General features: G+C 48.4%; 18 protein-coding genes. 12 read left to right on the top strand and 6 right to left on the bottom strand.

What is annotated here, in order from left to right:
• Positions 1 to 69 precede the first annotated feature (69 nt).
• Together EZE20_RS16330 and EZE20_RS16325 are read left to right on the top strand one after the other, a co-directional pair.
• Positions 70 to 906 (top strand): fumarylacetoacetate hydrolase family protein, encoded by an 837-nt coding sequence (locus EZE20_RS16330; RefSeq protein WP_132119613.1) that lies wholly within the window; start codon positions 70 to 72, stop codon positions 904 to 906.
• 130 nt (positions 907 to 1,036) lie between these two features.
• On the top strand, positions 1,037 to 1,516 hold the full coding sequence (locus EZE20_RS16325; protein WP_132119611.1) for a hypothetical protein: 480 nt from the start codon (positions 1,037 to 1,039) through the stop codon (positions 1,514 to 1,516).
• A gap of 87 nt (positions 1,517 to 1,603) precedes the next feature.
• On the opposite strand, the gene EZE20_RS16320 is transcribed toward EZE20_RS16325, so the two are convergent.
• The 3 genes from EZE20_RS16320 to EZE20_RS24545 form a co-directional block, all read right to left on the bottom strand.
• On the bottom strand, positions 1,604 to 2,107 hold the full coding sequence (locus tag EZE20_RS16320) for a DUF2147 domain-containing protein (RefSeq protein WP_132119609.1): 504 nt from the start codon (positions 2,105 to 2,107) through the stop codon (positions 1,604 to 1,606).
• A gap of 48 nt (positions 2,108 to 2,155) precedes the next feature.
• Complete coding sequence (locus EZE20_RS16315; protein WP_132119607.1) at positions 2,156 to 3,184, bottom strand: DUF6268 family outer membrane beta-barrel protein; 1,029 nt, start codon at positions 3,182 to 3,184, stop codon at positions 2,156 to 2,158.
• A 194-nt stretch (positions 3,185 to 3,378) separates the two neighbouring features.
• The gene (locus tag EZE20_RS24545) at positions 3,379 to 3,504 is read right to left on the bottom strand and encodes a hypothetical protein (protein ID WP_262709659.1); all 126 of its coding nucleotides are present in this window, start codon (positions 3,502 to 3,504) and stop codon (positions 3,379 to 3,381) included.
• 67 nt (positions 3,505 to 3,571) lie between these two features.
• On the opposite strand from EZE20_RS24545, the gene EZE20_RS16310 reads away from it, so the two are divergent.
• The 5 genes from EZE20_RS16310 to EZE20_RS16290 all read left to right on the top strand — a co-directional run bounded on the left by EZE20_RS16310 (position 3,572) and on the right by EZE20_RS16290 (position 8,191).
• A complete protein-coding gene (locus EZE20_RS16310) occupies positions 3,572 to 4,360 on the top strand; it encodes an SDR family NAD(P)-dependent oxidoreductase (protein WP_132119605.1) in 789 nt (262 codons plus the stop codon).
• 178 nt (positions 4,361 to 4,538) lie between these two features.
• Positions 4,539 to 5,426 carry an ROK family protein gene (locus EZE20_RS16305; RefSeq protein WP_132119603.1) on the top strand — a complete coding sequence of 296 codons (888 nt, stop codon included), beginning with the start codon at positions 4,539 to 4,541 and terminating at the stop codon, positions 5,424 to 5,426.
• 106 nt (positions 5,427 to 5,532) lie between these two features.
• On the top strand, positions 5,533 to 6,330 hold the full coding sequence (gene blaOXA, locus EZE20_RS16300; protein WP_132119601.1) for a class D beta-lactamase: 798 nt from the start codon (positions 5,533 to 5,535) through the stop codon (positions 6,328 to 6,330).
• Between the two features lie 9 nt (positions 6,331 to 6,339).
• The gene (locus EZE20_RS16295) at positions 6,340 to 7,119 is read left to right on the top strand and encodes a sugar isomerase domain-containing protein (protein ID WP_132119599.1); all 780 of its coding nucleotides are present in this window, start codon (positions 6,340 to 6,342) and stop codon (positions 7,117 to 7,119) included.
• Positions 7,120 to 7,162: 43 nt separating this feature from the next.
• On the top strand, positions 7,163 to 8,191 hold the full coding sequence (locus EZE20_RS16290; RefSeq protein WP_132119597.1) for a methionine synthase: 1,029 nt from the start codon (positions 7,163 to 7,165) through the stop codon (positions 8,189 to 8,191).
• 181 nt (positions 8,192 to 8,372) lie between these two features.
• Here the strand turns inward: EZE20_RS16290 and EZE20_RS16285 are convergent, their stop codons facing one another.
• Positions 8,373 to 9,947 (bottom strand): helicase HerA-like domain-containing protein, encoded by a 1,575-nt coding sequence (locus EZE20_RS16285; RefSeq protein WP_132119595.1) that lies wholly within the window; start codon positions 9,945 to 9,947, stop codon positions 8,373 to 8,375.
• A 298-nt stretch (positions 9,948 to 10,245) separates the two neighbouring features.
• On the opposite strand from EZE20_RS16285, the gene EZE20_RS16280 reads away from it, so the two are divergent.
• The 5 genes from EZE20_RS16280 (at position 10,246) to EZE20_RS16260 (ending at position 15,787) form a co-directional block, all read left to right on the top strand.
• Positions 10,246 to 11,274 (top strand): alpha-E domain-containing protein, encoded by a 1,029-nt coding sequence (locus tag EZE20_RS16280; RefSeq protein ID WP_132119593.1) that lies wholly within the window; start codon positions 10,246 to 10,248, stop codon positions 11,272 to 11,274.
• A 142-nt stretch (positions 11,275 to 11,416) separates the two neighbouring features.
• On the top strand, positions 11,417 to 12,151 hold the full coding sequence (locus EZE20_RS16275; RefSeq protein WP_132119591.1) for a peptidase: 735 nt from the start codon (positions 11,417 to 11,419) through the stop codon (positions 12,149 to 12,151).
• Positions 12,148 to 12,999 (top strand): transglutaminase family protein, encoded by an 852-nt coding sequence (locus EZE20_RS16270; RefSeq protein WP_132119589.1) that lies wholly within the window; start codon positions 12,148 to 12,150, stop codon positions 12,997 to 12,999. Before EZE20_RS16275 ends, EZE20_RS16270 begins: the two co-directional genes overlap by 4 nt.
• 55 nt (positions 13,000 to 13,054) lie before the next feature.
• A complete protein-coding gene (gene glmM, locus EZE20_RS16265; protein ID WP_132119587.1) occupies positions 13,055 to 14,455 on the top strand; it encodes a phosphoglucosamine mutase in 1,401 nt (466 codons plus the stop codon).
• 183 nt (positions 14,456 to 14,638) lie between these two features.
• The gene (locus tag EZE20_RS16260; protein ID WP_132119585.1) at positions 14,639 to 15,787 is read left to right on the top strand and encodes a cysteine desulfurase family protein; all 1,149 of its coding nucleotides are present in this window, start codon (positions 14,639 to 14,641) and stop codon (positions 15,785 to 15,787) included.
• Positions 15,788 to 15,802: 15 nt separating this feature from the next.
• Here EZE20_RS16260 and EZE20_RS16255 read toward each other — a convergent pair whose 3' ends face one another.
• A complete protein-coding gene (locus tag EZE20_RS16255) occupies positions 15,803 to 16,387 on the bottom strand; it encodes an NADPH-dependent FMN reductase (RefSeq protein WP_132119583.1) in 585 nt (194 codons plus the stop codon).
• Between the two features lie 94 nt (positions 16,388 to 16,481).
• Entirely contained in the window at positions 16,482 to 17,546 is a 1,065-nt protein-coding gene (gene hemH, locus EZE20_RS16250; protein ID WP_132119581.1) for a ferrochelatase, read from the bottom strand.
• Between the last annotated feature and the right edge of the window lie 11 nt (positions 17,547 to 17,557).

Here is a 17,557-nt window from a genome sequence, read left to right as displayed (position 1 = left end):
AGTACCTGCTGTGAGTAAAGTAGCCGTTTTTTGGTCTTATGTAGGCAAAAACTAACTATTTGCCTACGCATGAAATTGTATCGTACCCATCATGGCATTCTTTTAGAAAAAGAAGACCAATACTATCGCCTGCACGAGACCAACTGGGATGCGGTTGTGAACCGTGACAACCTCTACGACTGGCTCGTAACCCAAACCGAAAGCCTGCTGCTTTTGCCCTTTACCGACGCCCTGCCGATGCCTGAGCTGCTGCCCCCCGTGGGCACGCAGGAGTTGTGGGCTTCGGGTGTCACCTACTTCCGCAGCCGCGAGGCTCGTATGGAAGAATCCGAAAAAGCGGGCGGCGGGAGCTTTTATGACCGCGTATACTCAGCCGACCGCCCCGAGCTTTTCTTTAAATCCAATGCGTGGCGCGTCGTCGGCGATTCGGGGCAGGTGCGTATCCGCAAAGATTCGGGCTGGGATGTGCCTGAACCTGAGCTTACGCTTTTTGCTACTTCTTCGGGCACCTTAGTAGGCTACACGATTGGCAACGACATGAGTTCCCGGAGCATCGAGGGTGAAAATCCGCTGTATTTGCCGCAGGCCAAGTCATACGACGGCAGCGCTGCTTTGGGGCCGTGCCTGTACGTGCCGGCCGAGCCGCTCTCTCCTCAAACCGAAATCAGTATTGCCATTATACGTGATGGAGAAGAGGTATTTGGCAATACCGTCGAACTGTCGCAGATGAAGCGTCAGCCGCAGGAGTTGCTGGGATACCTGTTTCGGGAAATGAGTTTTCCGCAAGGCGTATACCTGATGACCGGCACGGGAATTATCCCTCCCACTGATTTTACGCTGCAATCGGGCGACAAGATCTTTATTACCATCGAACCCATCGGGACTTTGGTCAATACGGTGGCGTGATGGGTCTTTTAGTCTGATTTTATTCTTCCCTGCCAGTTGTGTGATGACTGGCGGGGAATTTTGATTAAAGCAAAAGTGACGGACGTTTAGTCGTTTCGTATACAGGTTTAATCGTCAATTAGAAACTCCCATGACCACAATAAAAGCATTACAGGGTGCGAGTCATTATAGCGTAGGAATAGTAGTGTATGGAATTGTCTTGCTGTATCCGCAGGGAACGCTGCTCGAAATACAACTTTTAATTATCCTTATTACAGCGGGTTTGATTTTAATCAGTCATTCAGTAACTCGCCTTCACAAGTGGTTTGATTTCGCAACTCTTGTAAATCTTTTATTGGTACTTCCCGTTATTGTGTACTTAACTTTTAACAGAGTTGATCCAGATATTTTTAATAAATTCCTACTTTCAATTTTTATAGTGAGTATTCTATCAAAACTATCCGTTTACGTACTCAACCGAGCAGGATTTGTCGTTGAAAATGAAGAACTTACGCAGCTCCATCTACAAAAAATAGCACATTGGCTGCTGGCATGGGCTGGCCTATCGAGCCTTTTGGCCACATTAATCTATTGGTGTATCAAAGCATTGTTTCCTGAGGCATTCTTTTGACTTTGGTCACTCAAAAGCTCCACAAAAAAAGTCAGCTCCTGCAAACTTAATGCAGAAGCTGACTTTACAAATGATTGAGGGAAATTCCTATTTCTTAACCATCCGCTTCCAGGTGTCGGTACGGCCAAACAGTGATACGCCAATATAGCCGCGGCCTTCCAATACATTCAGGTTTTTGGTAGAGATCGTAGCCTCAAACGAATACGTAGAGCCATTGTTAGGGTCATAGATCGTTCCTTCTCCCCAGGTAAGCTCATTCTTTGAGCCTGTAAATTCCACACCCTTCATGATTACCAACCCTTTGCGCGGATTCTTGCGTTGGCCTTCTTCCGGATTATTCTTGTCAAGCTTCGGTTGCCCTGTATCCGGGTCGTTAGGTTCTTTCAGCCAGATAACACGCCCATAGTATTTTTTGGGATCTTCTCCGGCGGCTTCTTTTCCTTTATAAATCTGAACAACAGATTGTCCATTGCTTGGCTGCCAATTGCCCACGATAATATCGGACGGGTTGTCAAGGCTTTGCGCGGTAGCTGTGGTGAGTGTGCAAAAAAGTACCGCACAGGCGGCAAACAGTATTTTGGAAATGTTCATAGTCGGGTTGATTTTAAGTGTATTAAAAAAATAATTAAGGGATTTTAACTATGGACTGACCAGGTTCAGACCAATCCGAAAGTACAACGGCATGCCCATTCGGTTGGATATAAAGGCGTCGGCATTTTCTTTCGGGGCCAGATCGTAGCGATACATCGGGCGCACACCTGCCTGAATATTGAACCAGATAAAATCAGTCAGACTTTTGTCCCAGGATACCCGGGCGCGAATCTCAGATTTTCTGAGTTCCATTTGCGAAAATCCGTAGGTAGTGTTGCTGTTGGGTGCTGACTGTACGTGGTAACTCTGCCCTTCGAGTTCATAGCCAAACATCAGCATGGATTTGGTCGAGAAGTTATAGCGGGCATGCCCACGAGCGGGTAGCAGCAATTCCATTCCCCAGCGGTCGTTAAAGGTTCTGTTCCAGAGCAGCACCGGTATGTGCAATACCCTGCCCCCCCGGTACGTGCGCGTAACTCCCAACCCGAAGTTCCGGTTATCGTCGTATTTCCAGCCATAGATAGCGGTCGCGCTGTATTTCATTAGTCCAAAGTCCGGCTTAATAGTGCCAAAGTTGTAGTTGCCGTTCAGGGCGGCTTCTGCCTGAAAAATCAGAAAGTGTTTTTCGTCTAATGGTTTAAAAATCAGGGTTCCAAGGGTACTGGTGCGGAGTGGATGACGGGCATGATTGAGGGCAATCTGATGACCCGGGCTAACGGTAGACTCTTCAATGTCGTAGCGGCTTTCCCAATAGGAAGCCGTTAAATTAACGATTATATTGTTTTTGGATATGAGCGGGATGTTGGAGTCCAGCCGTAAGCCGCTGTTGCGATTGACAGACGCATCGTAAGGCGAATACCTGGCCGCTTCTGTGGCGCCCAAGCCCTCAGCGGCTTGGGATGACATGGTGTACCCTGCCAGGTAATCAAAACTGATACCGACCAGACGGGTGGGGCTGAGGTTCGTGATTTTGTTGGTACAAAAGCGCTTTATGGGTGTTTCGTCGGCCATTTCAAAGGCATCAGGATCAAAATCATCGTCGTCAGTTTGAGCGAAAAGCCCATAGGGTAACGCCATACTCAACAAAATCGCAATCAGACATTTCCGACATTTAGAGAAAGAAATAAAAGGCATGTGATGAAGGGGTTTTTTGAATGAATTGGTGCAAAAATATAAAATAAACAATTCGGTCAACATCAAAGTGGTAATTAGACTTGAGGTCGGTAACAGCCGTGTGGATGAGTGTGCGTTAGCGGCAGCCGCTGCAGCATTTACTCTGAGTTGATCCCCGGCAGCTGATTTTTAAAAAGCTCAAATTTTTGTGAAAAATAGCAGTCTTTGGCCCAGCTGAATACTATATGCCGATTTGTCGGATAATTTCTGAGTGGTTGTTTCATGAGTAGTCAAAGTTTTCTTAATCTTGTGCTTCTTAATTATTCCTAACCAAAAAGAAAAACATAATACGTGGAAAACTGGCTTTCAAATAAATCCATTGTGGTGGTAGGTGGCACAACCGGGCTCGGATTCTCGGCGGCCAAGGCGTTTGTAAACCATGGAGCGAATGTGGTAGTGGTGGGGCGAAATCCGGAAAGTTGCTTAATGGCCGAGGTGGATTTGGGCTATCAGGCGCGAGCCAAGCAGGGCGATGCCACGCAACCCCAAACCGCACTGGACGCTATTCAGCTTTGTATTCGTGAATTTGGCAGTTTCGACGGGCTCTACCATGTAGCTGGTGGCAGCGGACGAAAATATGGCGACGGCCCGCTGCATGAGCTTACGCTCGACGGCTGGAACACCACCCTGAATCTGAACCTGACCGCCATGATGCTGTCCAATCAGGCAGCAATTCGGACCTTTCTGGGAATGAATCGTGGAGGCGTGATCCTGAATATGGGTTCTGTACTAGGCAACTCACCCTCGCCTCTGCATTTTACGACGCATGCCTACGCTGCCGCAAAAGCAGCTGTGGTAGGCTTTTCAAAGTCTACGGCGGCCTATTATGCCAAAAATAACATCCGGATCAACGTGCTGGCACCCGCTTTGGTCGATACGCCGATGGCACAGCGGGCCGCTCAGGATGAAACTATTAAGGAATTTATAAAAACAAAACAGCCTCTCGACGGCGGTAGAATCGGCCTGGCGACAGATCTGGACGGAGCGGCGGTTTACTTTATGTCTGATTTTGCCCGCTTCACCACCGGACAGGTACTGAATGTGGACGGAGGCTGGAGCATTGCCGAAGGCCAATATTAAGCAGGTATGAGCATTTAGCGGTTAGCCTGCATGTGATTGATTATTTATCTGATAATTAAATAGATGAGTAAGCTAATTGCTAAATGTTCACAACTACTCAGGTACCGTCTCGCTGAAAATATTTATGTACTGCCACCTATAAAACGCCCGGCCAAACCGGGCTCTTACGGCTAACCTTATGGTTTTTATCGGTATAGATTTAGGAGGAACCAACATCAAAGGCGTTCTGGTCAATGAGCTGGGGGAGGTGCTCAAACAGCATTATATTCCTACCAAAGACGACCCGGACGGGCTGTGGCGTGGCAATGTCCTGAGCATGGTGCGTTATTTTCAGAACTATTGGCAGCAGCCTATTGCCGCCGTTGGGTTGTCGGCTCCGGGCTTACCGGATGTATCCAACCAATGCATCTCCTTTTTGCCCAACCGCCTGCCGGGTCTCGAAAACTTCGTGTGGGCCGACTACCTGGGTCTGCCGACTTCGGTTGTAAATGACGCCCACGCGGCGCTCATGGCCGAAACTTCTTTTGGCGCTGCCAAAAATTACCAGCATGTGGTGCTTCTTACGCTAGGTACAGGCGTTGGCGGTGGAATTCTGATTCATGGCAAACTCTATCAGGGATTATCCCAAATGGCGGGTCACCTGGGCCACATCACCGTCAACGCAACGGACGACGAGTGCAGCATTGCGGGCCTGCCCGGCAGCCTTGAATACGCTATTGGGAACTATTCCATCGAACGCCGGAGCCGCGGACGATTTACCTCTACCTGGGAGCTCGTAGAAGCCTACCGGGCGGGCGATGTGTTTGCTACTTACCTGTGGCTCAACTCTGTCCGTTCGCTGGCGGTGGCGCTTTGCTCCATAGTTAATGCCCTGTCGCCAGAGTGTATCGTGCTAGCCAGGGGCATAACATTAGCTGATGACGCCCTTTTTGAACCCTTGCGTCAATTCATGGATATTTACGAATGGCGCCCCGGCGGCAAAAGTACACCGCTCGTTCAGGCCCACTTTGGCGATATGGCCGGGGCAATTGGCGCGGCTGGCTTTGCTTTGCAACGAAACGTGTAAGGCTCAGCGAATATAGGCTTGCCGTTTTTTGTAGAAAGGTGTGGTCAAAACCTACGGTAGATTTCTGCGTTTCCTGGCTCTTTACTTACTAATAAGTTTACTAAAAATGATACTCCGTATTGGTGCTTACCTGAGCTTACTGCTCCTTACTTTTCCGGCATGGGCGCAGGAAAAACTTCCGGCTGCGTTTGACCGTTTTTTTGAGCAGGCCGGGTTTATGGGCAGTTTTACTCTGTATGATCTTCAAAAAAATACCTACTATACGACGAATTTGAATGATTTTGAAAAATTAACTTCACCGGCTTCTACGTTCAAAATTCCCAATTCGCTGATTGCCCTCGAAACAAAAGTGGTGCGCGACCAATACGAGGTGCTGCCCTGGGACGGAACGGCCAAGTGGCTCAAAACCTGGGAGAAAGATCATGACATGGTGCAGGCTTACAAGAATTCGACGGTCTGGTTTTATCAGGAAATGGCCCGGCGCATCGGAGAGAAAAAGTATACGGATTTTCTGAAAAAATTCGACTACGGCAATCAGGATATCAGCAGTGGTCTGACGACCTTTTGGCTGGGCGAGAGCCTGCGTATATCTCCCAAAAATCAACTGGATTTTTTGAAAAAACTACATCTTGAAACCTTTCCATTAAGTCCGCGAACTTACCAAATCGGCAAGGAGCTGATGATTGAAGAAAAAACAGACACCTATGTGTTGCGCGCCAAAACCGGCTGGGCCGATACGAAACCTACGCACACCGGCTGGTATGTGGGCTATATAGAAACCAAAGGGAATGTCTATTTTTTTGCCACCCGTTTATATCAGCCTGACGCCGCCCGAAAAGATAATTTTGGCACTGCCCGCAAGAGCATTACCCGTTCTATTTTAACTGAATTAGCTATTTTGTAAAAAAATCGTATGGATGTAATTCAAGACTACCTTACCAAATGCAGTACGATTATTCGGGTGGTTGAACAACAATCGGCAACGATTCGTGAGGCAGCCGGCTGGTTTGCCGATACGATTTTGGCCGGACGAATGGTCCACGTATTTGGGAGCGGACACAGCCGCATCATGGTGGAAGAAATGTGGCCGCGCTACGGTTCTTTTCCGGGCTTTAATCCCATCGTGGAATTGTCGCTTACGTTTCATAACCTCGTGGTGGGTGCGAACGGACAGCGGCAGGCTATGTTTCTGGAAAATGTACCCGGACTTGCCGAACGCATCCTGCGTAATTTTGATCTTTCGGAGCAGGACACGGCCCTCATCGTTTCGTCGAGCGGCTGCAATGTGGTGCCGATCGAAATGGCCGAATTGTTTCAGCAGAAAGGGATAAAAGTAGTCGCCCTGCTTACGCGAGAACACTCCGAACAAAGTACCTCCAAACGAACCGACGGTAAAAAATTAAGCGATTTTGCGGATTGTATTCTGGATACAGGCGCGCCCGTGGGCGATGCCATGGTGCGGGTGCCGGGCCTCGATACGCCCGTAGCGCCCGGCAGTACCGTGGGCGGCGCGTTGCTCATCAACTGTTTGAAAGTAGAGGTAGCCCGACTACTTACCGAAGCCGGACAGCCTCCCAAGGTACTCAGTGCCGGGGTGGTGGTGGGGGCCGAAAAAGCCGTTGAGCTTTTTGAAGCCGCCTACGACGAACATGCGCACCGCCTTGCCCGGTTGTATCAGCACGTTGGAAAGTAGTACGCTGCTGTTTTTTTTCTAACTCTTTATAAGAAAGATATTTATGCAACCAATACCTGTCAAAACTACCGTTGTGGGCTCAATGCCATTTCCAGGATGGCTCGAATTTGCGAGTGGACATCTGGACAAACTGGGTCCCTCGGATCTGTCCGAAATGATAGATGATGCCGTGGTTGCGGCTATTCATGATCAGGTAACGGCTGGCCTCGATGTGATTACGGACGGAGAACAAACCCGTCTTGATTTTAATCTTTCGTTTTATGGGTTTATTGAAGGCATTCAAAATGACGCTTCCGAAACCCGGGTATTTGGTCCGCCGGCGCATGATCAGCGCGGCAAAAACAGCATTGTGTCGCTTCTATCCGCGCCCAAAGGACTGGGTGTGGTGGAAGAATACCTCCGCCTGAAACGACTGGCGCCCGAAGGCCAACGCGTCAAAATGTCGATTCCGGGGCCGTATACGCTGGCCGGAAGGCTCAATCCTGGGACTTTTTACAAAGATCGCTGGGAAGTGACCGAAGCGCTGCTGCCGCTCGTAAGCCGCGAAATTGAAGCATTGGTAGCGCTGGGGTGTCCCGAAATCTGTATCGACGAACCTTCCATGAGTTGTTATGCGTACCGCGAGGATACCAAGCGGTTTGTTGATATTTTTAACCGCACCGTTGCACCCGGAGTGGGCCGCACCCGTTTGTCGATGCACCTGTGTTTTGGTAATTACAAAGGGCGTTCGGTAGGTAAAAAAACGATTGCGCCCATGTTGCCCGATTTTATGGATATGACTGTGGATGAGCTGCATTCAGAAATGGCCATCCTGAATTTTGCCGAAGTACATTTGCTCGAACGCTTTGCCGAACGGTTTGACGTGGCCGTTGGCGTAATTGATGTGAAAAGCTACTACATCGAAACCCCGGCAGATGTGGAAGAACGAATCCGGAAAGTACTTCCTTTTGTGCCTGCCGAAAAACTGGCCGTAGCGCCCGACTGTGGGCTGAGCCAAACTGCTCGCTGGGCTACCCGGCTCAAACTGAAAGCGATGTGTGACGGGGCAAAACTCGTTCGGGGAAGTTTATAAAATATAGCCAGGATTTTTACGGAAAAAGCGTCGTTTCAAGCAAGGCGAAACGACGCTTTTTTCTGTAAATAAGTTAGCAATCGGGCAATCATGATTACTGCTGCAAGCAATCAATTGTATGATAATCAATTGATTGAATATACTAAAAGCTAAGAAGCTAATCGCTAACAGCTCTTTTTATTTAAAACCCAAAAAGCCCGCCCGATTTCTTGCTTCGTGAGGTAGTGGACTTTCCGAATAGCATCCCGAATACGCCCCGTACCACTTCCCGTCCGATTTGCTTGGCGAGGGGCGACGCAAGTGCTTCTTCAAACATCCCTTTTTCTTCCCGAACGGCTGCTTTGCGGGGCGCTGCCTTGGCGGCGGCTTTGGCTTCTTCGGCCTGTTGCTGCGCGCGGGCGGTTTCTTCCATGCGACGGCTCAGAATTTCGTAGGCACTTTCCGGATCAATAGGGTCTTTATATTTTTTGTACACATCCGATGCCCGCACGTGCTGCTCGTAGTCGCTTGTGGTAAGCGGTCCCATGATGGAGCGCGGCGGAACGAGGTGCGTGGCAGCTACTTCGGTAGGAATCCCTTTTTCGTTCAGCACCGTGATGAGCGCCTGCCCGATTCCGAGGGTGGTCAGTACCTGATCTATTTCGTAAAAGTCAGAACGGGGATACGTTTTTACCGTCTTTTTGAGCCCTTCGGCGTCTTTGGGAGTAAAGGCACGCAGGACATGCTGTACCCTATTTCCAAGTTGCGATAGTACGCTGTCGGGAATATCCTGCGCCATTTGCGTACAAAAGAAAATTCCCACACCCTTGGAACGAATGAGTCGCACCACTTTTTCAATTTGTTCCATAAATGCCTTGGGGGCATCGTTAAAGAGCAAATGTGCTTCATCCAGAAAAAATACAAGCTTGGGTTTGTCCAGGTCGCCGGCTTCGGGAAGGGTTTGGTACAATTCGGCCAACAGGCTGAGCATGAAGGTAGAAAAGAGTGCCGGCTTGTCCTGAACGTCCGACACGTTGAGCAGGCTTATGACCCCACGACCGTCCACACGATTAATCAGATCATCAATGTCAAACGATTTTTCACCGAAAATACTTGCCATACCCTGCTGCTCGACGGCCACAATTTTCCGGAGAATTGTACCCGCAGAAGCTGATGAAATACTTCCGTAGTCAGCCTTGATTTCGGCGGCTCCTGCACCTTCTGACAGATACGCCAACACCTTTTTCAGATCGTTCAGATCAATCATTGGGAGCTGCTTATCATCGGCATATTTAAATAAAATAGACAAAACACCCGATTGAGTATCGTTCAGATCCAGAATTTTAGCTAACAGCGCCGGGCCAAATTCCAGAATTGTAGCCCGCATCTGCGCGCCAAGATTCCCGCTCAGGGAGTAAAGTTCAATGGGAAAAGCGTCCGGTTTGAAACTCATGCCAAGGGCTGTGGCGCGTTCTTCAAGGCGGGCGTTGGTAGTACCGGCCTGCGCCATTCCTGACAAATCACCTTTGATGTCGGACATAAATACAGGCACTCCGGCGTCGGAGAGTTGCTCGGCGAGGACCTGCAACGTACGGGTTTTACCAGAACCTGTGGCACCCGCAATGAGCCCGTGGCGGTTCATCATCCGCAGCGGGATGGTCACGCGGGCGTCAGTTACAACCTCGCCATCAAGTATTCCTGAGCCGAGATGAATGCCCGGCAGGGTAGTGCTATACGACTTTTGAATAGCTTCAATAAATTTTTCTTTGTGTGTCACAGTGTGCGAAAGGGTTTAATGAATACCGAAAAATTTAGTCAAAAATAGAAATTTTGTTTACATTCCAATTCCTTTGAAAGGCGTAGATTCAGAAACTTAGGAAACGGCTTCCCTATTTCGGGCTGTGCCGAAGGCAGGTTAGTTCTGTGTTTGCACTATTTTTTGAATATTATGTAATTTATTTATTCAGGTAAAATATTTTCTATTTTTTTATAAAGACCGAATAGTATTTTGTTTTTTCAGAATACTATTTTTAGAAATTTTGAGCATATTCGAAAATTACAAATCTTTAAGTACTATGCTGAGCCGCGTTGCAAACTCAATTTACTGGATGAACCGCTACATGGAGCGGGTAGAAAACTACGCCCGTTTTGTGGGAGTGAATTTTAATATGGCCCTGGACCTGCCTCCCGACGTGGACGAGCAGTGGGAGCCCCTTCTTACCGCCACGGCTGACAATTTTCTGTTTTATGAATTTTATGAAAAAGCAACCCGGGAAGACGTTATCTATTTTATGACATTTGACAAGCGCAATCCAAATTCGATTGTGAGTTGTCTGTATGAAGCGCGCGAAAATGCCCGTACGATTCGCGAAACGATCTCGAAAGAAATGTGGGAGAGTATCAATAGTTTTTACCTGATGCTCCGCGAAACCTCCCCCGATAATTTCCGTAACCTGGATTTGATGCAGGAGTTTTTTGCCGAAATCAAACGCAGGTGTCAGCTGTTTCATGGGGTTGTAGACTCTACGATTACCCGCAACGAGGCCTGGCACTTTGGACGTTTGGGGCGGCATATCGAACGCGCCGACAAGTCGTCGCGCTTTTTGGATGTAAAATACTTTACGCTATTGCAGGACAACGGCTCCGTAGGCTCAACGCTTGATCTAATGATGTGGACGGCCGTACTAAAATCGGTGAGCGCCTATAATATGTATCGTCAGACACACGCCGCGCTGACGCCGATGAACATCGTAGCCTTTTTGATTTTGGATAAGTTATTTCCGCGCTCGATTGCGTACTGCGTGCGGCAGGCGGAGCTTTCGCTTTTTGCCATTGCGGGTTCTACTCCCGAGCGGGGCTTCACCAATGCAGCCGAAAAAGAAATCAGCAAACTACGTACCGAAATAGATTTTACGGACATTGAAGATATTTTCAAAACCGGACTTCATCACTACCTCGATCATTTTCAACAACTTAACAATGAGGTAGATAATGCAATTTTTAATATGTATTTTGACGCAAAGCCCATTCAGATGCAAACGCAGGGAAGAGGACAGCAGCAGAGCCAAAGCAGTGGGCAATTCCAGGCATACAGGCTCAACTGACCAAAACTTTTCTGTACCTTCGCAGTTTAGAAACTCATAGTTAGAAAATACTATGTGGATCTTAACAGCGGTCTGAACCGCCAATCGTTCAGGCTCTTCTGACAGTTAGTTTTTTTGTAGCCCTTTTTTAGCATTTCAAATTATGACCTATTGCCTTGGTATCAAAGTAGCCTCGGGCTTAGTCGCAATTGCCGATACACGCCTTACCTCCGGCACGGAAGTATCTACCAATAAAAAAGTATCGGTGCATCAGCTCGAAAAGCACTCGATGTTTATCATGACATCCGGCTTGCGGTCGGTGCGTGACAAAGCGATTACGTATTTTAAAGAGGTATTGGAGGAGCAGGATTCAAGCTTCAATAAACTTTACAAGGCTGTAAACGCCTTTGGCGCTCAGGTGCGCCGGGTGGCCGAAGAAGATCGTTCGTCCCTGACGGAGGCCGGGCTTGCGTTTAACCTGTTTTCTATCGTGGGCGGACAGCTCGAAAACGACGAGGAGCACAAGCTCTTTTTGCTGTACCCGGAGGGGAATTGGGTGGAAGTAGGACCCGGGTCTCCCTTTTTTATCATTGGGAATTCCGGCTATGGCAAGCCACTGTTGTACCGCAGTTTGCGCTACGATTCGAGCATGCAGGATGCGCTCAAAATTGGATTTCTTTCGTTTGATTCCACAAGAGTTAGTTCCAACGACGTAGATTATCCGATTGATGTAACAATTTATGAAAAGGATACTTTTCGCATCCTGGAACATCGATTTGAAAAAGACGATCTGGATTATATAGCCAAACAATGGAGCGCGTTGCTCAAAAATTCTGTACAGAAACTCCCCGTTGAATGGATGGAGCCTGTTTTTTCCAAATCACTCGAACCGTCATGAATCTACACGTAAAGCATTTGCTGACCTATGAATATGACAAGCCCGTCGCGCTGGATCCGCATTTGCTTTACCTGTATCCTAAGTCCTATCCTCATCAAAGGGTTTTGGATTATTCGCTCATAATCAATCCTTTGCCTTCAAAAGTCGTTCGGAACGTAGATGCCGAAGGGAACGTTCAGCAGGTCGCCTATTTTGCCGATACTACGCAGCGGCTCAGCGTAGAAGCAAACATGACGCTTCGCTCCGATGCTTTCAACGTATTTGATTTTGTACTGTATCCTTTCGAAGCAAAGAATATTCCCTTCCGCTATTCGGAGCGCCAAAGCAGATATTTGGCGCCTTATTTGGGCCGACAGGAACTTACCCCCTACCTAGAGCAGTTTGCCCGACAAATTGCCGCAAGTGTGCAGTGGGCCACGGTTCCCTTCATGACCGAACTAAGCCGCTACATCAACCAAACATTCAGCTATCAGCAGCGTACCGAAGGCCGGGCTTTTCCTCCCGACGAAACCCTCCGTGCGCTTAGTGGCTCCTGCCGCGATTTTTCAAGTTTGTTTATCACCGTCTGCCGAAGTTTGGGGATAGCCGCCCGTTTTGTGAGTGGCTACCTCTACGGCAATCCGACGCAGGCGCACGAGCTGCACGCATGGGTAGAAGTGTATCTGCCCGGTGCGGGCTGGCGCGGCTTTGATCCTACCGAAGGCCGGGCAATGATCAACAACCACATTTGCCTGGCGGCCTCGGCAGACTACGATCAGCTTGCACCTGTGATGGGCTCTTTTCGAGGGTCAGCCTCTTCCTTTCTAACCACTTACGTAGAGATTGAAGAAGTTGATGGGATTTCTTAAAAAAAGACCCTGAGAAAATGCCTATTTTTGTCTCTTCACTAATGCAATCGAATCTGTGACGCTTATTAAATCTATTTCCGGAATTAGGGGAATTATTGGTGGAAAACCTGGTGAATCCCTTACTCCAATTGATGTTGTGAAATTTGCCGCTGCCTATGCTACCTGGCTGCGCCGCACACAGCCCGAAGGCACGACAATTGTGCTGGGCCGTGACGCCCGCCTGTCTGGCGACATGGTCAGTCGGCTGGTGTCAGCGACCTTGCAGGGCGTCGGCTGGGACGTAATTGATCTGGGGCTGTCGACCACGCCTACCGTAGAAATGGCCGTTCCGGCTGAGAAGGCCGCGGGCGGGATTATCCTGACCGCAAGCCATAATCCTATTCAATGGAACGCGCTAAAATTGCTTAATCATCTGGGAGAATTTATTTCAGGAGAAGAAGGGGCAGAAATTCTGCGCCTTGCCGATACCGAAGATTTTGACTTTGTAGAGGTAAAAAAACTCGGAAGCTACCGCACCGACGATTGCTATCTGGCCTGGCATATTGAACAAATTCTGGCTTTGCCCCTGGTAGACCGGGAGGCGGTAGCTGCGGCAAACTTTAAAATTGTTGTCGATGCCGTCAATTCTACCGGAGGCATTGCGGTGCCGATGTTGCTCGAAGCGCTTGGGGTTAATACTGAAAATATTCTGAAACTGAACTGCGAGCCTACCGGAAACTTTGCCCACAATCCGGAGCCGCTGCCTGAACACCTGCGGGATATTCGCCGGGAAATGAAAAACGGATCTTTCCATTTAGGAATAGTCGTTGACCCGGACGTAGACCGTTTGGCGCTGATCTGTGAAGATGGAACTCCTTTTGGCGAAGAGTATACGCTGGTGGCGGTAGCTGATTATATTCTGAAAAATAAGGTGGGAAATACCGTGTCTAACCTTTCGTCCACGATTGCTCTGCGGGATATTACCGAAAAAGCCGGTGGAAGCTATTTTGCCGCAGCTGTTGGTGAAGTAAACGTAGTAACGCTGATGAAAGAGCAGCAGGCGGTGATTGGTGGTGAAGGAAACGGCGGCGTCATTTATCCCGAGTTGCACTATGGCCGCGATGCGCTCGTGGGCATAGCGCTATTTCTGACGCACCTGGCCAAATTTGGAAAGTCTGTTTCGTTTTTGCGTTCCACGTATCCGAAATACAATATTTCTAAAAATAAAATAGAATTAACACCCGATGTAAATGTGGATTTGATTTTGGAAAAAATCAAAAATCGCTATTCCCGGCAGCCTATCAATACGATCGACGGTGTTCGGATCGAGTTTGATAAGGAGTGGGTACACTTGCGGAAGTCCAATACGGAGCCGATTATTCGAATTTATTCGGAGTCAGAAACCTATGCTACGGCTGATAATCTGGCCAATAAAATTATTTCGGATATTAAAGAAGCTATTTCCGAAGCTTCCTGAATCTATTTTTTGAAGTAGAAAAATACCAAAAAGCATGTGCAGCTAATTCCTGCACATGCTTTTTTTGCTTTCCGTCCGGCCCCTTTTTGATCTTTCCCGTATATTTGTATTTTTTTAAGTTAATGATCTGTTGCTGAATCCAAAAAGGCACAGATTCGTTTATTCCAAATAACAGATACACCCGTGAAAGTATATTTCGACAATGCCGCAACTACCCGCCTGGATCCCGAAGTTCTGGATGCCATGATGCCCCTTTTGACCGACAACTTCGGAAACCCGTCGTCTATTCATGGACATGGGCGTACGGTCCGGTCGGCTATTGAGCGGGCCCGTAAGTCCATTGCCGGACTGCTAGGCGCAGCGCCTGCCGAAATATTCTTCACTTCGGGTGGGACCGAAGCGGACAATACGGCCATTCGGTGCAGCATTGATACCTTCGGACTTACGCACGCCATTACGTCGCCGGTGGAGCATCATGCCGTGCTGCATACCCTCGAACATTTGCAGAAACTCGGACACATTGAGCTAAGTATGGTTAGGCTTGATGCGGACGGTTGCGTCGATCTGGAACACCTCGAAGAATTGCTACGGACCAAACCCCGCTCGTTGGTATCGCTCATGCACGGGAATAATGAAATCGGAAATTTGCTTGATTTACAGGCAGTAGGGGAGCTTTGTGAAACGTACAACGCTATTTTTCACAGCGATACGGTACAGACAATGGGCCACTACCGTCACAACGTGCAGGAACTTAAAACGCATTTTCTGGTGGGAGCGGCCCACAAATTTCACGGCCCCAAAGGGGTGGGTTTTCTTTACGTTCGTCCGGGTATGCGCATCATGCCTTTTGTACACGGCGGCTCGCAGGAACGGAACATGCGCGGCGGAACCGAAAACGTGTACGGCATTGTGGGCATGGCGCGGGCGCTCGAAATTGCCTACCGCGACATGGATCAGCACCAACAACATATTCAGGAACTCAAACAATACATGATCGGGCAGTTGCGGGCTTCCATTCCGGATGTTCGTTTCAATGGTCTTTCGACTACTGCCGACCAAAGTCTGTATACAGTACTAAGCGTGAGCCTTCCTCCGTCCGAACTCAATGATATGCTGCTGTTTAACCTTGATATTGCCGGAATTTCGGTTTCAGGCGGAAGTGCCTGTTCGAGCGGTTCAGACGTTGGCTCGCACGTGTTGGGTGCCCTGAACGTCGCTCCTGAGCGGGGCAATGTTCGATTTTCTTTTGGAAAATACAATACCCGCGCAGAGGTTGACTACGCCGTGGCTACGCTCGCCGATTTGTATAAAAAAGAAGTTATTTTGGGGTAAATTCCTGCCTCAGATTTATTGAATTCCGTGCCATTTTTTGGCAATTCCAAGGGTATAGTTGACAAAATCAGCTATACCTTTTTCGTAAATCTCGTTTCCGGTTGATTTCCCGTTTTCGTCCAGGTTTTTACCCGTGTCGTGCGATTCATATATTTTTGGAGAAATAACCGAATATTGATTCTGAAAACTAATCAGCTTATTTAGTACTACGTTGATTTCCAGGCAGGGACGGCGTCCACCCCGGCCCGAGGACACACCCACAAGGCCGAACACTTTGTTTTGAAAAAGCTCTGCAAAAGGCTTGCCGCTTACCTGATGCAGCGCATTGATGAGCTCTCCGCTTGTGATCCAGTTGTATTCGGGAATCGTAAAAATGACGAGATCTGCTTTTCCCCAGGTGCTAAGTAATCGTTCCTGAAATGGGGTCAATTGATTTTTATCCAAACTGCCCCGACCAACCATCGGGATATCAATTTCTTCAAAATCAACCAGTTGTATGTCTTCTGCTTTTGATTCAGGAAATTGTGTCTGTAAATATCGGGCTACTTTTAGTGAACTGCTTTCTTTACGGGGTGAGGTTGAAATTAAGGCTATTTTCACAAGAAATAAGTTAGGTTAAAAAAAAGAACTTTCTGTTGGTACGTTTCCAACAGAAAGTATAAAAACAGTGCCAGCCGCCGAGCCGATTGATACGTCAGTTCTTCTGAACAAGATCGGCAAGTACTTCTACCCAAAGCTGACTATCGTTCAGGCTTTCGACCAATTGCCAGTGTTCACCGCCGTTTTCTTCAAATAATTCGCGGTATTCATCGCCCACTTCAATGGTTGTTTCGAGGCAGTCAGACACAAACGCAGGCGAAAACGCCAGTACGCTTTTGACGCCGCGTTTGGCCAAATCCTTGATTACATCGTCTGAGTATGGCTTAATCCAGGGATCGCTTCCCAGCCGCGACTGAAAACAGGTCGTGTACGTACCTTCTTTCAGGTCAAGCGCTTTGACGAGCAAACGGGTAGTTTCGAAGCACTGTGCCCGGTAACAAAACTGATTGTGTTGGTTGAGCGTATCGCAGCAGCTACCCAATTTACACTGTGCCTTGGTAGGATCGCCTTTTCTGATCTGACGCTCGGGAACACCGTGGTAGCTAAACAAAAAGTGGTCGTAGGTATGCTCAGCCATGTATTTTCTGGCCGGACGTGCAAATCCTTCAATAAATTTAGGGTGATCCAGGAACCGATTTACAAACCGTAGTTCGGGCATAATCTGCCAGCCTTTTAGGACGCGCATCACCTCTTCATACACCGAACCCGTGGTGGCCGAGGCATACTGCGGAAAAAATGGGATAACCGTCAGCGACGAAAGCCCCATTTGCTGAAACTCTTTCAGGCCGTCCTCGATACCCGGACTCTGATACCGCATCGCCAATTTGACTACATATTGATCGCCCAGCATTTGCTGAAGCATTTTTTCAACCGAATAGCCGTAGGTCTTTAGAGGTGAGCCATCTTCGGTCCACAGTTCTTTATAGATTTTGGCCGACTTTGGGGCGCGAAAAGGAGCAATAATTAGGTTAACGAGCATCCATCGCGGAATAAATGGAATGTCGATTACCCGACCATCCATCAGAAATTCACGCAGATACTTGCGGACATCCGGCGTATTGGGGCTATCGGGTGTACCTAAATTGACAATCAAAACCCCCGTTTTTCCAATGGACGTGTGCAAAGCAGGAGAGGTACTAGTAAGTGAATCAGTAGTCATGGATGTTAGTC

Origin of the sequence: Arundinibacter roseus (genome assembly GCF_004348825.1) — a bacterium.
GTDB lineage: Bacteria > Bacteroidota > Bacteroidia > Cytophagales > Spirosomataceae > Arundinibacter > Arundinibacter roseus.
This window is presented reverse-complemented; position numbering and strand designations above follow the sequence as displayed.